Source organism: Nostocoides vanveenii, assembly GCF_039531165.1.
GTDB lineage: Bacteria > Actinomycetota > Actinomycetes > Actinomycetales > Dermatophilaceae > Nostocoides_A > Nostocoides_A vanveenii.
In genome coordinates, this window is the sequence record NZ_BAAAPN010000015.1 from 1 (window position 1) to 20,718 (window position 20,718).

Consider the following 20,718-nt stretch of genomic DNA (forward strand, 5'->3'; position numbering starts at 1 on the left):
GCTTTGGCCACCCGCTACGACAAACTCGCCGTCCGATACGACGCAATAACCCACGTCGTCAGCATCAGCCGCTGGCTCAAACGACTTTCGTAACACGGCCTAGCAGGGTTTAGGGACTGGGGTCGGGCACTTAGGGCAGGACGGACACCAGGGTCCGGCCCACCGTCGCGCTCCCGTCGGACCACGTGACGGTGCCGAGGTGGCGCACGCCGGGGGTCAGGCCCGTCCAGTTGAGCGTGACCAGCGCGGGCACACCGGTGGTGACGGATTGCGTCGCGGGCGTCGCCGTGAGATTCCCGGTGGCGCTCGAGCCGACCGCGAAGCTGTTCAGCTTGATGTCAATGGTGTCGCTCGCACCGGCGAAGTAGTCCAGCGTGACGACATACGTCCCGCCGAGGTCGGCGCCGGTGAGGGTGACCGATTCCTCGGACGACCCGCCACCGGACGAGCCGACCAGCACACCGCCCCTGGTGACACTGATGTCAAGGTCGGTTCCGGCCGGGTAGTCGGCGTCATAGGTCGCGAAACGGAGCACCTTCGTGCCCGCCGGGACCACGACGGACGCCGTGGTGTTCGTCGGCTTCGGCGTCGTCACGGTTGCGACCTGGGCCGGCACCAGGCCCGCGACCGCTGCCGTCAGCGTGCCCGTATACCCCGGCGTGACCGTGACGGCGGAAGTGCCCGAGGCACCCGCAACCGCGATCTCGGACGGGGCAGCCGCAGCGACCGGGTTGAGGGCGATCGAACTGCGCACCGAGTGCCCGCGCTTGTCGGTCCAGGTCAACGACCCGAATGCCCAAGCACCGAGCGGCGCCGTCGTCCGGGTGATCGTGACCTTGAAAGTGCGCGACTGCAGCGGCGGAACCGTGAGCTTGTCGACATTGACCGACCCGGTGAAGCCGGCCGGCAGCACCAGCGTGGGCTTGTACTGCGAGGCCTGGTCGACCGAGGTGTTGGTGACCGTTCGCGAGATGGTCTGGCTTCCGGCCAGCCCGGCGATGGCGATGCTCGGGTAGTTCAGGTCGCTCGGGTCCATCCCGCCATACCTCTGGCAGAACGCGGGCGATGTTGTCACCTGCTGGAACTGACCGATGCCGCAGCCATACCGGAACCAGTCGACGGCCGAGTTGGAGTAGACGAGGCCGGGGTCGAAGGACTTCGGTGGGACGACGTGCCCATTGCCATAGTCGAGCGGAGTCGCATCGTGACCGGTGCGCTGGATCGGCAGCCCGCGGTTGTCGAGAGTCGTGGCCGTCGTCATCAGTGCCGACTTGATCCACATCGGCGACCACTGCGGGTGCGCCTGCTTCAGGAGGGCGGCCAGGCCGGCGACGTGCGGCGCCGACATGGAGGTTCCCGAGAGCGAGTTGAAGTCGTTGTGCCCAGCATCACCGGCCGGCGAGACAGCGGCGATGACATCGACACCAGGCGCGGTCACGTCCGGCTTGAGCAGGTCACCGCCACCGGCGAGCGCAGGCCCGTATGACGAGAAGCCCGCCATCTCCGGCGCGCGGGCCGGCGCGGGGTCGCGTGGCCCGATCGTGGCGGTCGCTGCAGCGCCGGCCGAAGCGGCATACGCGCGGATCGCGGCACCGTTCACCGCGTTGACGTGACTGGTCGGGACCGCGTGGAAGTCAGCGTTGAGCGACTGCGCGGCCGAGGTGTTCGCGAGGACCATGCCCACACCCCCGGCCTCCTTGACCGCCGCACTCTTGTCCACCCGCGCGGTCGTGCCGCGCAGGCAGATAACGATCTTGCCGGCGATCTTGGCCGGGTCCAGGACGGCGACCCCGCCATTGTTGGCCGCCGAGTAGCACAGGGCCACCTTGGTCGGGTCGGCGCCGGGCAGGCCGACGGTCGAGGAGTCGACGAGCGGCGCCGGGCCAACTCCGGTCGGGCTGACGCCCACGCCGGCATACGTTTGGCCGTTGCCGAGGGTGACGGTGTTGGAGACGCCACGGTCGTGGGTGCTCGCGGCGACCGTCATCGTCCAGGGCGCGTTGTGCGCGACGCTGGAGACACCGATGGTGTCTCCGCTGTTGCCCGCGCTCGCCGAGACGAATACGCCGGCGTCCGCGGCACCGAGGAAGGCAATCTCGTCAGCCCCGACGACAGATTGCGACGACCCCGAGACCGAGTAGTTGATGACGTCCACACCGTCGGCGACGGCGTCGTTGATCGCCTTGACGATCGACTCGGTGGTGCCGCTTGCGCGGCCGTCGGGGGTGGCCCACAAGACCTTGTAGGCCGCCAGGCGCGCGGCCGGCGCCATGCCGGAGATCGAGCCGACGGAGCCGCCGTTGATCGTGGCCGGCACCCCATTGTTGCCGCCGGCGGTGCTGGCGGTGTGGGTCCCGTGTCCGTTGTAGTCGCGCGGCGAGAGGAACTCGAAGCTCTCGACCTTGTTGCCCTTGGTGTAGTAGCGCGCACCGATGAGCTTGTTGTTGCAGGTGACCGGGCTGGTTTCGCCGGCGTCGCAGACGCCGTGCCACTTGGCGTCGATGACGGCCTGGTCCGGCCGCGGCGACGGCAACGCCGCGAAAGACGCGCTGTCGGACCAGATGCCGGAGTCGAGAACGCCGATGATGACGCCCTCGCCCGCCTTGCTCGCGCCGCCGAACTGTGTCGCCCAGGCCCCCGTGGATCCCGTCAGGCCGAGGAAGTCGGGTGTCGTGGTGGTCTCGGCGTAGCGGAGCTCGTCCTTCCATACGTGCGCGACACCCGGGGCCTTGGCGATGCGCGCTGCTTCGGCGTCGGTAAGGCTGGCGCTGAAGCCATTGAAGGCGACGGTGTAGTCGACACGCTTGGCCCCATCCGCGCCGATGGAGCGCAGGGCGGCATCGTGGCCGGCGATCAGGTGACGCGCATACGCGCGGGCATTGGCCGAACGGACATCGACCTTGGCGCGCCCGTTCGGCTTGGTGCGCGAATAGCCCGGATCGCTCCCGTCATAGCTGGCGAGCGGTGCGGGTGCGGTCATGACCAGATAGACGCTCTTTGCGGCGGCCGGTGCGGCTTGCGAGGCGGTGGTTGTCGCAGCCATGGCCAGGGGCAAGACGCTGAGCGCCGCCACCGCTGTCCAGGCTCGACGGTGAGCCGAAATCTTCACGCGGGTTGTTCCTTCCGAATCCAACGACGCGCAAAACAGCGCGCCGTGGCTGACGGTAGTGCGCGGACGCGGACAGCGCGACAGCAGCGTGCCTGCGCTCCTGGCTGCGAGAGCGGCTATCGGGTGGCCGGTGTGCGCGTGCCCTACCCCCGGGGGGCGGCGAAGTCGCTCAGGCGCGCCGCGCCGGGCGTCAGGTCGGACCAGGCACCGGCATACGTCAAGACGGCAACGCCGCCGGTCGGGAAGCCCGCGCCAAGCGCCTCGTGCGCCTTGCGCGACCCGTCGCCGTCGGCCAGCAAGCTCGCCAGTGCCGGAATGCCCGGGGCGTGCCCGATGACCAGCACGACGTTCGCGTCGTGGTCGGCCTCGCGGATGACGTCGAGGAGGGAGGTCGGGCCGGCGTTGTAGAGGCGGGTGTCAAAGCGGACATCGGCCTCGGGGCAGCCGCCCGCCCACACGCCCGCGGCCGTCTGGCGGGTGCGCTCCGCCGTCGAACACAGGACCTCGTCGATGCCGATCGAGTGCTGCCGAAGCCACGCCCCGACCGCCTCGGCGTCCCGCTTGCCCTGATGGGACAGATCGCGCTCGTGATCGCCCTCGGGATCGTGCGACGCCGCCGCCGCATGCCGCATGAGGATGAGGATCCGGTCCATGGCCGCGGTGGTCATGGTCCTAGCATGCTCCTTCGCAGGCCGCCCCGACCGGTGACCGGTCGCACAGAGGGAAGACGCATGCCGTAGTTGGTACTTTCTATGCTCTGGTGATCGCCGGGCATCGGAGCCCGTCGACCCCGCGCCGCTCCCGGTGCAGACGAGAACGAGGTAGTCCCCCTATGTCCAATGCCGTTGACGACATCCTGAACAGCCTGGACCTGAACCAGTTGGCCGACATGGTGGGCGCCGACCCCGGCGACGTCGAGCAGGCGGCCGCCGCTGCGCTGCCGGCCCTCTTCGGTGGTCTCTCGGCCAATGCGCAGGACCCGGGCGGCGCCTCATCGCTGCTCGAGGCCCTCGGTCAGCACGACGGATCGCTACTCGATGGCGGGGTCGATGTCTCGCAGATCGATGTGAACGACGGCCAGGCGATCGCCGGGCACATCTTCGGCGACAACACCGACGCCGTCTACAACCAGCTCGGTCAGTATGGCGCGGCCGGCGGCCTCGGCAGCAGCCTCTTCCGCCGCCTTCTGCCGATCCTGGCACCGATCGTCTTGTCCTATGTGATGAAGCAGATGACCCAGCGCACCGGCGGCGGTGCCTCTTCCGGCTCCGGCGGTGGCGGCGGTCTCGGCGACATCCTGGGCTCGATTCTCGGCGGGGGCTCGGCCCAGCAGGCCCCCCAGGATTCGCAGCTCGACCCCGGTGCCCTGCCCCAGCAGACCAACACCACGCAGGCACCCTCCCCGACCGGGTCCGCCGGCAGCCTCGACGACATCCTCAAGGATGTCCTCGGCGGCGCGGCCTCCAGCACGAGCACCCGCACGCGCACCCAGGAGCAGCAGCCGTCGGGCGGGTCGATCATCGACATCCTCGGTTCAATCCTCGGCGGCGGTCGCCGCTGACCTCTCGGCTCACCGCCGACTGCATAGCGGGCGGCCACCCCCTTTTGGGCGGTGGCCGGCCGCCGTCGTTGCACGGGATTCGCCAATGCGCCACGCCGTCCACTTGCCTGGCGGTAGCGTGCGGGCCATCGGCCCAGCCAGCGCAGGAGTTCTGTTGTCGCACGCACCACTGTCCCCGCCGGCACGTGGCGTCCGCGCGCGCTGGCAGCGCCGCGCGACGGTGGGCGTAACGGCTCTGACCCTTGCCGTATGCAGTTCGGTCGGCTCCCCCTCGTCCGCCGACTCCGCGGGCCTGACGATTGCGCCTTCAGCGGTCGTCGGTGGTGGCTTCGTCAATGTCGTCGCCTATGCCCCTGACGGCTCGGGCGCACTGGCGGGGACCGATCTCGCAGGGACCGCCTGGTCGAGTGCCGGCGCCGGCCGGGTGGGCGATCGGTGGGTGATGTCCGGCGGCGACCTGGCCGCCGGATCGCGTGGCGCCGCCCTGCCGCGCCGCTTGGGCGTGGCTGCCATCGCCTGGCGAACCCCCGATCAGGTGTATGCCGTGACCGGCAAGGGCCCGGCCGACGCGCGACTGGTGGTCTCCGACGACCGGGGCGGGCACTGGCATACCGTCCCGACGCCGGCTTTCGGGGCGAGCGCGGGCGATCAGGTCGCCACCGGCGCGAACACCCACCCGCGCACCACTGGCCGGCTGGTTGCTGTCTCGCCTGATTCGACGTCGGTCTATGTCGGGACCTACACCGGCATTCTGCGCCACCGTCCCGACAGCGCGACCACGACCCAGGTGCTGCGCTTCGCGTCGGTCGGAGCAGGCAATGGTCAGGCCACATCGATGGCGTCGGTGGGGACGGGTCTGGCTGAGCGCGTCTATGCGCTGGTGCGTGATCCGGACGGGTCGGGCACCGATACGACGACCTCGACCGGCACGGATAACTGGCTGCTGGAGTTCGCGCCGGCGACGCCGAATCGCGTGACTCGCCTGCGGCCCGGCTGTCTGAGTGGGCAGGCCACGGCCCGGCCCGACGAACTCGTGGCGGTGAGCGAACGCGGCCTGCCCGCGCTCTACGTCAGCTGGGGCAGCCGGGGGTTATTCCGCTATGGACGCGACAGCCGGAATCAGTTGGGCTGGAAGCTGATCGCCAAGGCCGCGCGCACACCGAGCACGTGCGGCAGCGCGCCCGCACTCAGCGTCAGTGGCGCCAAGATCACGGCCTGGCCCGCGCTCGATGCGATCCCTGGGCCCGGCGACGGGACGACGATCGTGATCGCCGGCATTTCGAAGGGGTGCGGCACCGCAGCCATTGCCCCCTGCCAGGCCATCGCCCGCGTGACCGTGCCGCGCACCGGCGCGGCGCTCGTGACGCCGTTGCTGACGAGCGACGCCCAACTGTCGACGGTGCTGCCGGACGGGCGCCCGTGGTGGGTCGTCGCGCGGTCCGACGCCGACCCGTCGGCACCCGCGTGGGTCAAGCTGCGGGCGGCCGAGCCGGGCTACTCGGAGTGGGTGCCTGGCAGCCTCGCGATCGCCCCGGGCAGCACGCCCGATGCACTGACCATGCTGATGGCCGGACGCGCCGGGGTCTGGCGGGGCAGCACGGATCCGGGCGGCACGGCGACGTGGCAACCGGTGAGCGCCGGGTTGACCTCAACCTTCCCGGTGGCGGCTGCAGCGCGGGATGCCGAGCGGATCGTCGCCCTCGACCTCGACCGGCAGGTGCTGGTCTCGTCGGACGGGCTCGCCGAGCAGGCGCCCCACAACCACCGCCCCGCGACCTTCAGCGGGCAGGCGCAGGGTCCCACTGCCGTCGCTGTCGCTCCGGACGGACGGATCGGCGTCGGCTATGGCACGGGCGAGGTCTGGACCAATCCCGACGCCTGGTCCGAATCCGCGTCGGCAAACTGCTGGCGCAGCCTGGGCCGCCCGGCAGCTGGCGTCATCTCGGATCTCGCGGCGACCGATGACGCCGTCGTGGCGGCCGTCCCCGGGGTCGGGCTCTGGCGCCTGGACGCTCCGGTCGGCTGCGAAGCGGATACGGCGACGTGGAGCCTGGTTGCGAGCGAGGTGGTCGGCGCGCCCGGCACCAGCCCGATCGATCTGAGCGCCGGCCCAGGTGCCCTCTTCGCGTTCACCCAGGGCGAGGGACTGCATCGGTCCGTCGACGGGGGGCGGACCTTCAGCCGGGTCTGGGCGCCGCCGGAGGGGACGCCGGTGGCGAAATTCGTCGGCGAGGTCGCTCTCGACCCGGCCCGGGACCGCGTGTATGTCGCCGACCCGACGGGCGTGACCCGGATCGACCAGGCGTCGACGTGTCAGACCTGCCTCGGCATCGCGCTGACCGTTGCCGGCGCGCCGGGCTTCGACCCCGCTCAGGTTGCACCGGCACTCGCCGTCGACGATGCCGGACGGGTCGTCGTGGCGACCGTCGCGGCCGATGCGCTGGACGCGCCCCAGTCGTTCGTGCGGCTCTACCGCACGAACGACGCTGAGGCGACCGACCTGGCGGACGTGACTCCGTCGGCATACGCCGACTATGCGGCGACAACGCGCGGTCTGGTCCCGATCCCGGGCAGCGGGCGGATGCTGCTCGTCAGTGGCGGACAGGGACTGTCCGTCCTGACTGACCTCGGCACGGTCGGGACTCGGTCAGGCTGAGCTCCCCCACAAAGGGCCGGACTCAGGTGAGCTTGGCCAGGATGAGCGCACGCGCGGCAGCCGCGTCACCTTGGCCTTTGAGCTCCTTCATCACCTGGCCGATGAGCGCGCCGGCGGCCTGAACCTTGCCGTCGCGAACCTTTTGGGCCACATCGGGATTGGCCGCGATCACCGCGTCGACGGCGGCTTCCAGCGCGCCGGAGTCCTGCACCAACTCCAAGCCGCGCGCATCGGCGACCGCCGCCGGTCTGCCCTCGCCGGCGAGCACGCCATCCCAGACCTGACGGGCCATCGCGTCGTTGAGGCGGCCGCCGGAGACCAGGCTCTCCAACTCGGCGACGTGGGCCGGCCCGACACCCAGGGACTCGGCATAGGTCACGACATCGCTGCCGTCGGCGTTGGCGCGGCGCGCGATCTCGCCGGACCACCACTTGCGGGCTCCGGACGCGCTGGCCCCCGCGGCGACGGTCTTACCGATCAGATCCACCAGGCCGGCATTGACGACATCGCGCATCTCTAGGTCCGAGTAGCCCCACTCCCCCTGCAGCCGCTTGCGGCGCTGCCCCGGCGGCTCGGGCAGGGCCGCGCGAAGCTCCTCGACCCATTCCCGGCTCGGGGCGATCGGCACCAGGTCGGGCTCGGGGAAATAGCGGTAGTCCTCGGCGTCCGACTTCTCGCGGCCGGAGGTCGTGATGCCGGTGTCCTCATGCCAGTGCCGCGTCTCCTGCACCACGCGGCCGCCGCTGGAAAGGATCGCCGCGTGGCGCGTCATCTCATAGCGCACCGCACGCTCGACCGAGCGCAGCGAGTTGACATTCTTGGTCTCCGAGCGGGTGCCGAAAGCGTCGGATCCCTTGGGGGACAAGGACAAATTCACGTCACAGCGCATCGAGCCCTGCTCCATGCGGACGTCCGACACACCGAGCGCCTTGAGCAGGTCGCGCAGCGTTGCGACATACGCCCTGGCGATCTCCGGCGCCCGCTCCCCGGCTCCGACCATCGGCTTCGTGACGATCTCGATGAGCGGGATGCCGGCGCGGTTGTAGTCGACGAGCGAGTGCGTCGCCCCGTGGATGCGACCCGTCGCGCCGCCTACGTGTGTCGACTTGCCGGTGTCCTCCTCCATGTGCGCGCGCTCGATCTCGACGCGATAGACGGTGCCGTCGTCGAGTTCGACGTCGAGGTATCCCCCGAAGCAGATCGGCTCGTCATACTGACTGGTCTGGAAGTTCTTCGGCATGTCCGGATAGAAGTAGTTCTTCCGGGCGAAGCGGCACCACGTCGCGATCTCGCAATTGAGCGCCAGACCGATCCGGATCGCCGACTCCACGCCGATCTCGTTGACCACCGGCAACGCACCGGGCAGCCCGAGACAGACCGGGCAAACCTGGGTGTTCGGCTCCGCGCCAAAGGTCGTCGTGCATCCGCAGAACATCTTGGTCGTGGTGCCGAGTTCGACGTGCACCTCCAGCCCCATCACCGGGTCGTATGCCGCATTGGTCGCCGCCCAGGTCAGCACCGGTTCGGCCGTGGTCGCCTGCGCCATGACTCAGGCCTCCTTCGTCGATATGGCCTGCAGCGCAGGCGCTTTGGCGAGCAGTGGGCCGCCCCACGCGGCCGTGAGCCGGGCTTCGAGGGCCGCGCCAACGGCATACAGGCGTTCGTCGCGCGTGGCTGGCGCGAGGATCTGGAAGCCCGCCGGGAGACCGTCCTCGTCGGCCAGGCCGCTGGGCAGCGAGAGGCCGGGAACACCCGCGAGATTCGCCGGGATCGTCGCGATGTCCTGCATGTACATCGACAGCGGATCGGCGAGCTTGGCACCGAGGGGGAAGGCCGTCGTCGGCGAGGTCGGCGAGACCAGCACATCGGCCCGTTCGAAGGCGGCGGCGAAGTCATCCGCGATCAGCCGGCGCACCTTCTGGGCCGATCCGTAGTAGGCGTCGTAGTAGCCGCTGGAGAGGGCATAGGTCCCCAGGATGATCCGTCGCTTCACCTCGTCGCCGAAGCCGGCGGCGCGGGTCGCGGCCATCACCTGCTCGGCGGAGGGGTCGTCGATGCCCTCCGGCAGGACGCGCAGGCCATAGCGCATGGCGTCGAACTTGGCCAGATTGCTCGAGACCTCCGACGGCATGACGAGGTAGTAGGCGGCGAGCGCGTGGGTGAAGCTCGGGCAGGACACCTCGACCACTTCGGCGCCGGCGTCGATGAGGTGCTGGACCGCCTCGTCGAAGCGGCGCTGGACGCCCGGCTGGTAGCCCTCGCCGGTCAATTCGCGCACGATACCGATCCGCATTCCGCTCACGTCGGCGCGGCGAGCCGCCTGAACGACGGGCGGGACGGGGGCGTCGATGGAGGTGGAGTCCATCGGGTCGTGGCCGGCGATGACCTCGTGCAGCAGCGCCGCGTCGAGCACCGTGCGGGTGCACGGGCCGGCCTGGTCGAGCGAGGAGGCCATGGCGATCAGGCCGTAGCGGCTGACGCCGCCATAGGTCGGTTTGGTGCCCACGGTGCCCGTGACGGACGCGGGCTGACGGATGGAGCCGCCGGTGTCGGTGCCGATAGCCAGCGGCGCCTGGAAGGAGGCGACCGCGGCGGCCGAGCCGCCGCCGGAGCCCCCGGGAATGCGATCGAGATCCCAGGGGTTGTGCGTCGGTCCGTAGGCCGAGTGCTCGGTCGAGGAGCCCATCGCGAACTCGTCCATATTGGTCTTGCCGAGGATCGGCATACCGGCAGCGCGCAGCCGGGTGACGATGGTCGCGTCATACGGCGGGACCCATCCCTGCAGAATCCGGGAGCCGGCAGTCGTGGGCAGGCCCCGCGTGACGACGACATCCTTCACGGCGACCGGCACACCGGCGAGCGCGTGCAACGGCTCCCCCGCTGCGCGGCGGCGGTCGACCTCGTCGGCGGCGGCGAGCGCGCCCTCGGCGTCGACGTGCAGATAGGCGCGCACGGCCTCGTCCACCGCAGTGGCGCGATCGAGGTGCGCGGCGGTGACCTCGCGGGCGGACACGCTGCCTGCGGCCAGCAGGCCGGCCAGTTCGGCGGCCGTCGATGTGATCAGTTCTGTTGTCACAGTGGGGATCTCAGTCTTCGTCGAGGATGCGGGGCACGGAGAATCGCTGTTCGTCGACCGCAGGGGCACCGGACAGTGCTTCCTGCGGGGTCAGCGAGGGTCGGGCGACATCGGGCCGGTGGACGTTGATCAGGGGCAATGGGTGGCTCATCGGCTCGACGCCCTCGGTTCCGGCCTGCTGAACGGCGGCGACGGACTCCAGGATCACGCCGAGTTCGCCGACCATCCGGTCGAGCTCGGCGTCGGAGAGGTCGATCCGGGCCAGTCCGGCGAGGTGCGCGACGGCATCGCGGGTGAGTTCGGACATGCCGAGAAGTCTATGGCGCGTCCGCGGCAGCCCCCCTCAGCCGCCCAACGGACCGCACCGACACCTTCACAGGAAGCGCATAGGAGCGTCAGAGGGCACGGATACACGGCCCCGGCTGAATGGAGCCACAACAGACCGCCACCCAAGGAGTTCCCCGATGTCCCCCATCCTGCTCGCCGCCGATGTCGTCGCCATCGTCATCCTCGTCAGCCTCTTCCTGACCCGCCACGGCCGGCGCGACCTGCTCGTCGCCTACCTCGGGGTCAACCTCGGCGTGTATGCCGTGGCGAGCGTCCTCGCCTCGACCACCGCCGCGGGCGTCGGCCTGGGCCTGGGTCTCTTCGGCGTCCTGTCGATCATCCGGCTGCGCAGCGAGGAACTGACGCAGACCGAGATCGCCTACTACTTCGGTGCCCTGGCCCTCGGCCTGATCGCTGGCCTCGGCCAGTTCCACTACGCGACAGCGGGTTTGATGGCGCTCATCCTCGCCGGGCTCGCTGTCGGCGACCACCCGCGGCTCTCGGCCCGGAGCACCACCCAGTCACTCCTCCTCGATCGCGCACACACCAACCCGACAACCCTGCGTGCCCACGTCGAGCGGGTGCTCGGCGGCGAAGTCCAGGCGGTGACGGTCGTCAAGACCGACCTGGTCAACGACACCACGCTGGTGACCGTGCGGCATACGCCCGCGACGACGCTCCCCGCGCCGGCGGCGGTCGAGGCGACCCGATGACGACCCTCGCCCTGGCTCGCCCGACCATGCCCGTCTCACTGACCGACCTCGCGCCGATCTCGCTGGCCGACCTCTCGGCCCAGGCCGAGCTGCTCACTCGCGTGGATCGGAAGTATGTCGTGCCCACCTCCGTCCTCCCCCTCTGGCTCGAGCGCATCGCGGCCGGAACCCGGATCCTGGAGATCGACGGACGCCGCAGCTTCGCTTACCGGTCTTGCTACTGGGACACCGACCAGCTCGACAGCTTCCTGACCAGCGGTCAAGGACGGCGGCGCCGGTTCAAGGTCCGCGGCCGGACCTATCTGGACACCGGCAGCACCTTCCTGGAGGTCAAGACGCGCGGGCCGCGCGGCACGACGGTCAAGGAGCGCGTGCTCCATCCGGACGTTACCGGGCCCCGGCTGGACACCGTCGCCTCGACGTATGTCGCGCACCGCCTCCGCGCGGCCGCCATCGACCGCGTCGCCCCCGCCAACCTGACACCCGCCCTGGTCACCACCTACCGGCGGGCCACCCTGGTCACCCCGGGCGGCGAAGTGCCGGTCCGCGCCACGATCGACGCCGATCTGAGCTGGCGGCTCCCGGAGCCTGCGGGGGCGGAAACAGCGAACCTGGCCGGCATGGCCGTCATCGAGACCAAGGGCGCAAGCACCCCCTCGCCCTTCGACCGTGTGCTGTGGCGTCTGGGCCACCGGCCGGTGCGGATCAGCAAATACGGAACCGGCCTCGCCCTGCTCCGGGACGACGTGCCCGACCTGAAGTGGCACAACGTGATTCACCGTCACCTGACCATCGAGCGGGGTGAGCGGCCATAACCCGAGACCGCATGAACGGCACCTCGCGCGCCGCCTGATTTCACCCCCTTCACCCTTCGCTCACTCACCCCACTCGACGGGCTCGCCATGCCCGAAACCAAGGAGCTTCCCATGCAGACCAAGCGCATCGCCGCCGGCATTGCCGCCCTCGTCGCAGGCCTAGGCCTCGCCGCCTGCGGCACCACCTCGACCTCTAAGGCAGCGGCAGGCACGACCACCACCGTCGGCGCATCGGCCGCGACCGCGTCCAACGCCGCCGACTCATCCTCGTCCACGGCCACGTCGGCGCTCCTGACCGACAACGTGGAGAGCCACGCCGAGGCCGAGGACGCCGACTACGACACGGCATCGGCCATCACCATCACTCTGGCCGACGGCGCGAGCACGTCCAGTTCGTCCACGGGAGTGACCATCGACGCAGACACCATCACCATCTCGGCGCCCGGAACCTATGTCTTGACGGGCACGCTCAGCAACGGCTCGGTCGTGGTGAACGCCGACGCGGAGGGCAAGGTTCGCCTCGTCCTGGACAACGCGAGCATCACCAACTCGGCCGGTGCCGCGATCGACATCGAGGCGGCCGACGAAGCCGTCGTCGTCCTCGCGGACGGCACGACCAACACGCTCGCGGACGGCACGGGCTATGACACCTCCGCCGAAGACGCCCCGAACGCTGCCCTCTTCTCGATGGCCGACCTGACCATCGGTGGCACCGGCACCGTGAATGTCACCGGCAACACCAATGACGGCATCGCGAGCAAGGACGGCCTGGTCATCCTCGACGGCACGGTCAATGTCACCGCCATGGACGACGGAATCCGCGGCAAGGACTACCTGATCGTCGAGGGCGGGACCGTGACGGTCGGCGCGAATGACGACGCCCTGAAGTCCGACAACGAGACCGACGACACCGTGGGTTACGTCCTGATCGCCGGCGGCACGGTCACCGTCGAGGCCGGCGACGACGGCGTCCACGCGGAGGGCGACCTCGGCGTCACGGGCGGCACGCTGACCGTTCAGAAGTCGAACGAAGGGCTCGAGGGCGCCAATATCGTCATCGAGAACGGCGCGGTCTCGGTCGTCGCCAGTGACGACGGGCTCAACGCCACCTCCGGGTCGAGCACCGACGGCGGCATGGGCGGTGGCGGTATGCAGAACGACGGCTCGCAGTTGGTCATCAGCGGCGGGACCACCGTTGTCAACGCCGACGGCGACGGGCTGGATAGCAATGGCACGATCGCCATCTCGGGCGGCACGACGATCGTCTCTGGCCCCACGATGAACGGCAACGGCTCGCTCGACTCGAACGGCGGCATCACCGTCACCGGCGGCACCGTGCTCGCTGCGGGATCGAGCGGCATGGCGGAGGCGCCCGGCACCGACTCGACCAGCGACTGGATGCAGGTCGGCTTCTCCTCGACCATCGCTGCGGGACAGACGATTTCCATCGTTTCCGGCGACGAGGTCATCGCCAGCTACACCACCGTCAAGGAGGTCGCGAACCTCGTCGTCGCGGCCGACGGCATCACGTCGGGCAGCTCGTACGACGTGTATGTCGGTGGGCGGCTGGCCGACGCCACCGTGGGCACCTACTCCGCCGGCGGTTCGATCGAAAGGGCATCGAAGGTCGCCACCGTCACCGCCGGCCAGGCGACCAGCGGCGGCATGGGCGGGCCTGGCCACTGAGCGGCGAAACAGCATACGAGACAACGAGATCCGGAGACCTACGATGACGACCACGACTTCACCCAAGGGCACCCTTGTCCAGTCGGATGCCCCCGTGCCCGAGGGCCGCGGACAGCGGCCGGTCGGGGGGCGCGCCTTGCNGCTACCTCGTTGACCACGTGGAGGTCACCAACGCCTCGACGCAGCAGTCCACCGCCATCGCGGCGGTCCAGGCGGCGGCGTCCGGAACCACCACGGCGACGAGCTATTCGAGTGACACGGCCACCATCGGCATCAGCAAGGTCGTGACCGGCAGCGGCACCGACCAGGTGACCTACTTCGTCGCGGATATCACGGTGAGCGACGCGACGATCGTCAAGTCGGCCTTCGCCAATGACGAGTTCGGGACCAATATCATCGCCTACCCGTCCGTGATCGCCGAGCAGGCCAGCGCGGTGCTCGCCATCAATGGTGACTACTACGGCTTCCGCGACACCGGGATCGAGATCCGCAATGGCGTGATCTATCGCGACGCGGGCGCCCGGCAGGGGCTCGCGTTCTACAAGGACGGCTCGATGAAGCTCTACGACGAGACCGCCACCAACGCCAAAACCCTTCTCGCGCAAGGTGTCTGGCAGACGCTTTCCTTCGGCCCGGGCATCGTCGACGGCGGGAAAGTGGTCTCGGGCATCGAGGATGTCGAAGTCGACACCAACTTCGGCAATCACTCGATCCAGGGGCAGCAGCCGCGCACGGGCATCGGGTGGATCGGCGAGAACCACCTGCTCTTCGTCGCCGTGGACGGCCGCAGCGCCGGCTACAGCCGCGGCGTGACGATGACCGAGTTCGCCGAGATCCTCGTCGGGCTCGGGGCCCAGGTGGCCTACAACCTCGACGGCGGCGGCTCGACCGCCATGATCTTCAACGGCAGACTCGTCAACAACCCTCTCGGCAAGGGCCAGGAGCGGGGCACCAGCGACATCCTCTACGTGGCGGGGTGAACGAGCCATGATCGTGCTGATCCCGTCCTACGAACCCGATGGCCGACTGCCCCAGTTGGTGGCGGACCTCGGCGGCACCGCACCGGTCGTCGTCGTCGACGACGGGAGCGGGCCGGCATACGGGCCGGTCTTCGCGGAGTGCGCGCGGCGGGGGGCGGTGATCGTCACCCATCCGGAGAACCGCGGCAAGGGTGCGGCGCTGAAAACCGGGTTCGCCTATGCGGGAACGCATTTCCCCGGTGAGTCGGTCGTCTGCGCCGACAGCGACGGCCAGCACTCCCCGGTCGACATCCTGCGCGTCGCTGACGAACTGGCCGACGGCGAGGCGGACCTGGTGCTCGGTGCACGGCTATTCACCGGCGAGGTGCCGTTGCGTAGTCGGTTCGGAAATGCCGTCACCGGCCGGCTCTTCGCCGCTGCGACGCGTCGCCGGCTGATCGACACCCAGACCGGCCTGCGTGCGGTCCCAGCCCGGAGCCTGGCGTGGCTGTGCTCGATCCCCGGCGACCGCTTCGAATACGAACTGCGCGTGCTGTTGCGCGCGGTCGCCGACGGACTGACGATCCGCGAAGTGGAGATCGCGACCATCTACCTGGACGAGAACGCGTCCTCGCACTTTAGGCCGGCGCGCGACTCGGTCATGATCTACCGGCAGCTCTTCGCCTTCGTCGCATCCTCGCTGGTGGGGTTCGCCCTCGACGCGACGCTCCTCTTCGCCGGCGTTGCACTGACGGGCAATGTGACGGCGAGCGCCGTCGGGGCGCGGTTGCTCAGCGGCACCGCGAACTTCACGATGAATCGCCGCTGGGCCTTCCGCAGTGGCGGCACGCAGGCCCCCCTGTGGCGGTCGGTCCGCCGGTATGCCGCTCTTGCTGCCGTCATCCTCGCCGCGAATGTGCTTCTGCTGCATGCGCTCTCGGGGCTTCTGGGCTCGCTGCTGCTGGCCAAGCTGGGCACGGAGGTCGCCCTCTTCGTCGCGAGCTTCCTCATCCAGCGCACCGGCGTGTTCGCCCCTGCGCGCACCCCTAAGCCTCGGTCCGCTGACCGCGAGCCAGCGGGCGTCTAACTCGAGCCCCGTCGAGAGGCCGGTTCAGCCCCGTCGAGAGGCCGGTTCAGCCCCGTCGAGAGGCCGGTCGAGGCACCGAACGCTCAGTGATTGCTGTGGGGCGCGAGCGAGGCTCGGGCGGTGGCCAGGCCAGGACCTCCTCGTCGACGTAGCCACAAGCATGTACCCGCAGGCGATGAGGCGCTCGTTGTCGTACCCCAGCAGCCCACGGCTGATCGATGCCCGATCCACCGCAGCCAGGCAGGACGGACATCGAAGGTGCAATTCCAGCTCGTCCGAGTGCCCGAGGCTCTCGGGCTCCAAGCGCCAGCCGCCACGGGAGCGCCCGAACAACCACGGGGCTTAGACCATGGCCGTGCGCCGGAGGCAGCGGACGATAGGACGCATAGTCGCTCATCTTGCTGGGCCCGAGCCGCGAACAGGTCTTGATGCGCACACCTTCGCGGGCGCAGTGGCACCCCTGAGGGCTCTCGACGGGGCTGAACCGGCCTCTCGACGGGGCTGAACCGGCCTCTCGACGTTCCCGTATGCCGTTTGGTCACCTCGGTCTGTGGCCGCCCCCGACGTCCTCCTTTCCAAGCTCCGACCCCCGGCGTCCGGCAACCCGCAGTGATAGGGGCCCTCAGCCCGGGGAGCCCGACTCGAGAAGCCGCACGAAGCCGGCCTCATCGAGAATCACCAGGCCCAGCTCGCGGGCCTTCGCCTCCTTCGAGCCCGCGCCCGGGCCCACGACCACAAAGTCGGTGTTCTTCGACACGGAGCCGGCGGCCTTGCCACCGCGGGCGAGGATCGCTTCCTTCGCCCCGTCCCGCGTGAACCCATCCAGCGATCCGGTGACGACGACGGTCATCCCGGCCAACGTCTGGGCCACCGATTCATCCCGCTCATCGGCCATCCGCACGCCAGCTGCGGCCCAGGCATCGACGATCGCCCCGTGCCACTCGGATCCGGGCCGGTCGAACCAGTCCCGCACCGAATCCGCGATCACCCCACCGACGCCCTCGACTGCCGAGAGTTGCTCGACGCTCGCCGCGCGGATCGCCTCCATCGACCCGAAGTGCTGAGCCAGCGCGCGCGCCGCAGTCGGACCCACATGGCGGATCGACAGACCGACGAGCACCCGCCACAGCGGCCGGTCTTTCGCGGTCGCGAGGTTGGCGACCAGTCGCTCACCATTGGCCGAGAGCACCCGCCCATCGACCATCGCCTCGCGAGCATCGCTCTTCTTGGCCGCGCGCGTATACAGCGGCACGCGCGCGATCTCCTTCTCCCCCAAAGCAAAGAGCCCACCCTCGTCGGTGAGCACGCCGGACTCCAAGAGCGCAACGGCCCCCTCCCAACCGAGCGCTTCGATGTCGAAGGCCCCGCGTCCGGCGAGCCCGAAGAGCCGCTCCCGCAACTGCGAAGGACATGTGCGGGCGTTCGGGCAGCGAATGTCTTTATCGCCCTCCTTCTCGGGCGCGAGCGGCGTCCCGCACGCCGGGCAGGTCGTCGGCATCACGAACGCCCGTTCACTGCCGTCGCGCAACTCAATCACCGGGCCGAGGATCTCGGGGATGACGTCGCCGGCCTTGCGAAGGACGACCGTGTCGCCGATGAGCACGCCCTTGCGCTCGACTTCATAGGCGTTGTGCAGCGTGGCGTTGGTGACGGTCGAGCCCGCCACCGTCACCGGTTCCATGACGCCATAGGGCGTCACCCGCCCAGTCCGGCCGACATTGACCAGGATGTCGAGCAGTTTGGTGTTGACCTCCTCCGGCGGGTATTTGTAGGCGATCGCCCACCGCGGCGCGCGCGAGGTTGCTCCGAGTTGGCGCTGCACGGCGATCTCGTCGACCTTGACGACCACGCCGTCGATCTCATGCTCGACGCTGTGTCGGCGCACCCCGAAATCGTCGATGAACACCTGCACGTCCTCGATCGTGTCGAGCACCCGGAAATGCGTACTGACAGGCAGCCCCCACCCCTGCATCAGCCCGTATGCCGTGCTCTGCCGCTCGATCTCGAAGCCCACCCGGGCACCGATCCCGTGCACCAGGAGGTGCAGCGGACGAGTCGCCGTCACCCGAGGATCCTTCTGCCGCAACGAACCCGCTGCCGCATTACGCGGATTGGCGAAGGGCGCCTTGCCGGCCGCCACCAGGCCGGCGTTCAGATCGGCGAAGGCCTCGATCGGAAAGAAGACCTCACCGCGGATCTCGACACGCTCCGGCATGTCGGCCCCGGCGAGTTGCAGCGGCACCCCGGCAATGGTGCGGACATTGAGGGTGACGTCCTCGCCGGTTCGCCCGTCGCCGCGAGTGAGCGCGCGCACGAGGCGGCCACGTTCATACAGCAGGTTGACGGCCAGGCCGTCGATCTTGAGCTCGCACAGGAAGTGATAGGGCGAGCCGCCGGCCTCCCGCGCCACGCGGGCCGACCAGGCCAGCAGTTCCTCGGGGCTGAAGGCGTTGTCGAGGCTGAGCATCCGTTCCAGGTGATCGACCGCCTGGAAGTCGGTCGAAAAGGTCGCGCCGCCGACCTGCTGGCTGGGGCTCTGGGGGGAGCGCAGCGAGGGATGCGCTTCCTCGATCGCCACGAGCCGGCGCATGAGGGCGTCATACTCGCCGTCGCTGATCGTTGGCGAATCCTTGACGTGATAAGCGAATTGGTGCGCACTCAACTCCTCCGCGAGCGCGACCCACTGGTGGCGCATGTCGTCCGGGACGACTTCGATCACGGCATCGGGGCTTGCGTCGGTCACTGCCCCATCCTGCCCGACCCGGCGTTCAACGCGTCGAGTCGCGCGGTTCGACGGCGGTGCCTCCCGGGCAGCAGCCTTGCTCGCGATCGGTCGGCGAAGCGCGGATCGCCCGGAACCATTTTTGTCCGAGGACGTCCTCTACGACGAGTTCGGCGTGCCGCGCATGATCGATTCGGTCGCGGATCGGGGTCACCCGCGAGACTCAACCTCGGCGACTGCTTCGCCTACGCATTGGCTCGCGCGACCAATCACCCGCTGCTCTTCAACGGCGAGGACTTCCGACATACCGACGTGCTACCCGCCCTTGGTCCGTGAGCGCGCTGCACGCGACGCGATGTGGCCGGAATGACAGCGTGGGGGCACCTGCCTGAGCAACGCTCCGTGGTTGGCTGACGTAAACACCCGTGCGCAGCCTCAGGAGCGATTCCCCGATGACCAATCTCGCGTCCAGCCTCACCACTACCGCAGCCAATGCCCCCGGGAGCACGGCGATCGCGATCGGTGGCAACCACCTGCCGTATGCCGCACTCTTCGGCGCCGCAGCCAAGCTCGCCGGCGAGCTCACAGCGGCGGGCATCGAACCCGGCGACCGCGTCGCCCTGATCCTGCCGAATGTCCCCGCCTACCCGGTCGCCTTCTTCGGCACTCTGCTCGCCGGCGGCACGGTCGTGCCGATGAACCCGCTGCTCAAGTCGGGCGAGATCGACTTCTTCTTCACCGACTCGGGCGCCAAGATCGCCTTCGTCTGGCCGGACTTCGTCGATGAGGCGACCAAGGGTGCCAAAAACTCCGGCACGCGCATCATCACCTGCGACCCGATGGGCCCGGTGGCCGGCCAACTCGACGGCGGCGAGCCGGTCACCACGCCCGTCGAGCGCGCCGACGACGACACCGCGGTGATCCTCTACACCTCGGGAACGACCGGGCGACCGAAGGGTGCCGAACTCACCCACGCCAACCTGCGCCTGAATGCCAAGCGCTGCGCCGACGACATCATCCAGGTCACCGCCGACGACGTGCTCATGGGCTGCCTGCCCCTCTTCCACGTCTTCGGCCTGACCGTGGGGTTGCTCGCGGCGGTCCAGGCCGGGGCGACGCTGGCGCTCATCCCGCGCTTCGACCCAGCGGCCGCGATCGCGACGATCGCGGCCGAGAAGGTCACCATCATGCTCGGCGTCCCCACCATGTATGCCGCGATCCTCCACCACCCGGACAGTGCCGGGCTCGACGCCTCGCGCCTGCGCACGTGCGCCTCCGGAGGCTCGGCGATGCCGGCCGAGGTGCAACGCGCCTTCGAAGAGAAGTTCGGCTGCGTCATCCTCGAGGGCTACGGGCTGTCCGAGACCTCGCCGGTCGCCTCCTTCAATATGCCCGACCGGCCGCGCAAGCCGGGCACCATCGGGATCCCGATCGAAGGCTGCGAGATGACGCTGCTTGACGACTCCGGCACCGAGGTCGCTCAGGGTGAGGTCGGCGAGATCGCCATCCGCGGCGACAACCTGATGAAGGGCTACTGGCGCAACCCGGAGGCCACCGCGACCTCCATCCCTGATGGCTGGTTCCGCACCGGCGACCTCGCGACCGTGGATGAGGACGGCTACTTCACCATCGTCGACCGCAAGAAGGACATGATCCTGCGCGGCGGCATGAACGTCTATCCGCGTGAGGTCGAGGAGTTGCTCTACACCCACCCCGATGTGCTCGAAGTCGCGGTCGTCGCCGTCCCTGACGAGCTGCTCGGCGAGAATGTCGGCGCCGCCGTCGTCCTGCGGCCCGGCTCGAGCGCGACTCCGGAAGACATCCAGGCGTGGACCAAGGAACGGATCGCCGCCTACAAATACCCCCGCGCCGTCTGGCTGGTCGACGAACTCCCCAAGGGCCCGACCGGCAAGATCCTGCGTCGCGAGGTGCACGCGCCCAGCGCGTGACGGCAGACGTGACGCGGCCCGACACCTGCTGCAGGTGCCGGGCCGCTTCGCTTGCCGT

Annotated in this window: 14 protein-coding genes; 8 read left to right on the plus strand and 6 right to left on the minus strand. The window is 69.4% G+C overall.

Features of this window, described 5'->3' with window-relative positions; genetic code table 11:
• Positions 1–130: 130 nt before the first annotated feature.
• Both ABD209_RS02585 and ABD209_RS02590 read right to left on the minus strand, forming a co-directional pair.
• Positions 131–3,043 (minus strand): S8 family peptidase, encoded by a 2,913-nt coding sequence (locus tag ABD209_RS02585; protein WP_344061696.1) that lies wholly within the window; start codon positions 3,041–3,043, stop codon positions 131–133.
• 209 nt (positions 3,044–3,252) lie between these two features.
• The gene (locus ABD209_RS02590; protein ID WP_344061698.1) at positions 3,253–3,777 is read right to left on the minus strand and encodes a SixA phosphatase family protein; all 525 of its coding nucleotides are present in this window, start codon (positions 3,775–3,777) and stop codon (positions 3,253–3,255) included.
• 164 nt (positions 3,778–3,941) lie between these two features.
• On the opposite strand from ABD209_RS02590, the gene ABD209_RS02595 reads away from it, so the two are divergent.
• Both ABD209_RS02595 and ABD209_RS02600 read left to right on the plus strand, forming a co-directional pair.
• Positions 3,942–4,670: a DUF937 domain-containing protein gene (locus ABD209_RS02595; protein ID WP_344061701.1), complete on the plus strand. Its 729-nt coding sequence runs from the start codon at positions 3,942–3,944 to the stop codon at positions 4,668–4,670.
• Positions 4,671–4,824: 154 nt separating this feature from the next.
• Positions 4,825–7,326 carry a hypothetical protein gene (locus tag ABD209_RS02600; RefSeq protein ID WP_344061703.1) on the plus strand — a complete coding sequence of 834 codons (2,502 nt, stop codon included), beginning with the start codon at positions 4,825–4,827 and terminating at the stop codon, positions 7,324–7,326.
• 22 nt (positions 7,327–7,348) lie between these two features.
• On the opposite strand, the gene gatB is transcribed toward ABD209_RS02600, so the two are convergent.
• Genes gatB through gatC form a run of 3 tightly spaced genes read right to left on the minus strand, consistent with a single transcriptional unit; the run spans position 7,349 to position 10,709 of the window.
• On the minus strand, positions 7,349–8,872 hold the full coding sequence (gene gatB, locus ABD209_RS02605; protein WP_344061706.1) for an Asp-tRNA(Asn)/Glu-tRNA(Gln) amidotransferase subunit GatB: 1,524 nt from the start codon (positions 8,870–8,872) through the stop codon (positions 7,349–7,351).
• Between the two features lie 3 nt (positions 8,873–8,875).
• A complete protein-coding gene (gene gatA, locus ABD209_RS02610) occupies positions 8,876–10,402 on the minus strand; it encodes an Asp-tRNA(Asn)/Glu-tRNA(Gln) amidotransferase subunit GatA (protein ID WP_344061709.1) in 1,527 nt (508 codons plus the stop codon).
• 10 nt (positions 10,403–10,412) lie between these two features.
• Positions 10,413–10,709 (minus strand): Asp-tRNA(Asn)/Glu-tRNA(Gln) amidotransferase subunit GatC, encoded by a 297-nt coding sequence (gene gatC, locus ABD209_RS02615; RefSeq protein WP_344061712.1) that lies wholly within the window; start codon positions 10,707–10,709, stop codon positions 10,413–10,415.
• A gap of 157 nt (positions 10,710–10,866) precedes the next feature.
• On the opposite strand from gatC, the gene ABD209_RS02620 reads away from it, so the two are divergent.
• From ABD209_RS02620 to ABD209_RS02640, 5 genes are all read left to right on the plus strand, one after another.
• Positions 10,867–11,442 (plus strand): DUF4956 domain-containing protein, encoded by a 576-nt coding sequence (locus tag ABD209_RS02620; RefSeq protein ID WP_344061715.1) that lies wholly within the window; start codon positions 10,867–10,869, stop codon positions 11,440–11,442.
• Positions 11,439–12,257 carry a polyphosphate polymerase domain-containing protein gene (locus ABD209_RS02625; RefSeq protein WP_344061718.1) on the plus strand — a complete coding sequence of 273 codons (819 nt, stop codon included), beginning with the start codon at positions 11,439–11,441 and terminating at the stop codon, positions 12,255–12,257. The genes ABD209_RS02620 and ABD209_RS02625 overlap by 4 nt, the downstream gene beginning before the upstream one ends.
• Before the next feature lie 111 nt (positions 12,258–12,368).
• Complete coding sequence (locus ABD209_RS02630; RefSeq protein WP_344061721.1) at positions 12,369–13,943, plus strand: carbohydrate-binding domain-containing protein; 1,575 nt, start codon at positions 12,369–12,371, stop codon at positions 13,941–13,943.
• Between the two features lie 158 nt (positions 13,944–14,101).
• Positions 14,102–14,923 (plus strand): phosphodiester glycosidase family protein, encoded by an 822-nt coding sequence (locus tag ABD209_RS02635; protein WP_425564542.1) that lies wholly within the window; start codon positions 14,102–14,104, stop codon positions 14,921–14,923.
• A 7-nt stretch (positions 14,924–14,930) separates the two neighbouring features.
• On the plus strand, positions 14,931–15,989 hold the full coding sequence (locus ABD209_RS02640) for a glycosyltransferase (protein ID WP_344061727.1): 1,059 nt from the start codon (positions 14,931–14,933) through the stop codon (positions 15,987–15,989).
• A gap of 622 nt (positions 15,990–16,611) precedes the next feature.
• On the opposite strand, the gene ligA is transcribed toward ABD209_RS02640, so the two are convergent.
• Entirely contained in the window at positions 16,612–18,684 is a 2,073-nt protein-coding gene (ligA, locus tag ABD209_RS02645) for an NAD-dependent DNA ligase LigA (protein WP_344061859.1), read from the minus strand.
• Positions 18,685–19,163: 479 nt separating this feature from the next.
• Here ligA and ABD209_RS02650 point away from each other — a divergent pair, with 479 nt between their 5' ends.
• Positions 19,164–20,660, plus strand: a complete 1,497-nt coding sequence (locus ABD209_RS02650) for a long-chain-fatty-acid--CoA ligase (RefSeq protein ID WP_324386965.1) — start codon at positions 19,164–19,166, stop codon at positions 20,658–20,660.
• The last annotated feature ends 58 nt before the right edge of the window (positions 20,661–20,718 follow it).

Coding starts and splice junctions, on each gene's coding strand:
- ABD209_RS02625 (WP_344061718.1), top strand. CDS start 11,439: ATGACGACCCTCGCCCTGGCTCGCCCGACCATGCCCGTCTCACTGACC.
- gatB (WP_344061706.1), bottom strand. CDS start 8,872: ATGGCGCAGGCGACCACGGCCGAACCGGTGCTGACCTGGGCGGCGACC.
- ABD209_RS02620 (WP_344061715.1), top strand. CDS start 10,867: ATGTCCCCCATCCTGCTCGCCGCCGATGTCGTCGCCATCGTCATCCTC.
- ligA (WP_344061859.1), bottom strand. CDS start 18,684: ATGCGCCACCAGTGGGTCGCGCTCGCGGAGGAGTTGAGTGCGCACCAA.
- ABD209_RS02585 (WP_344061696.1), bottom strand. CDS start 3,043: ATGGCTGCGACAACCACCGCCTCGCAAGCCGCACCGGCCGCCGCAAAG.
- ABD209_RS02650 (WP_324386965.1), top strand. CDS start 19,164: ATGACCAATCTCGCGTCCAGCCTCACCACTACCGCAGCCAATGCCCCC.
- ABD209_RS02630 (WP_344061721.1), top strand. CDS start 12,369: ATGCAGACCAAGCGCATCGCCGCCGGCATTGCCGCCCTCGTCGCAGGC.
- ABD209_RS02590 (WP_344061698.1), bottom strand. CDS start 3,777: ATGACCACCGCGGCCATGGACCGGATCCTCATCCTCATGCGGCATGCG.
- ABD209_RS02640 (WP_344061727.1), top strand. CDS start 14,931: ATGATCGTGCTGATCCCGTCCTACGAACCCGATGGCCGACTGCCCCAG.
- ABD209_RS02595 (WP_344061701.1), top strand. CDS start 3,942: ATGTCCAATGCCGTTGACGACATCCTGAACAGCCTGGACCTGAACCAG.
- gatC (WP_344061712.1), bottom strand. CDS start 10,709: ATGTCCGAACTCACCCGCGATGCCGTCGCGCACCTCGCCGGACTGGCC.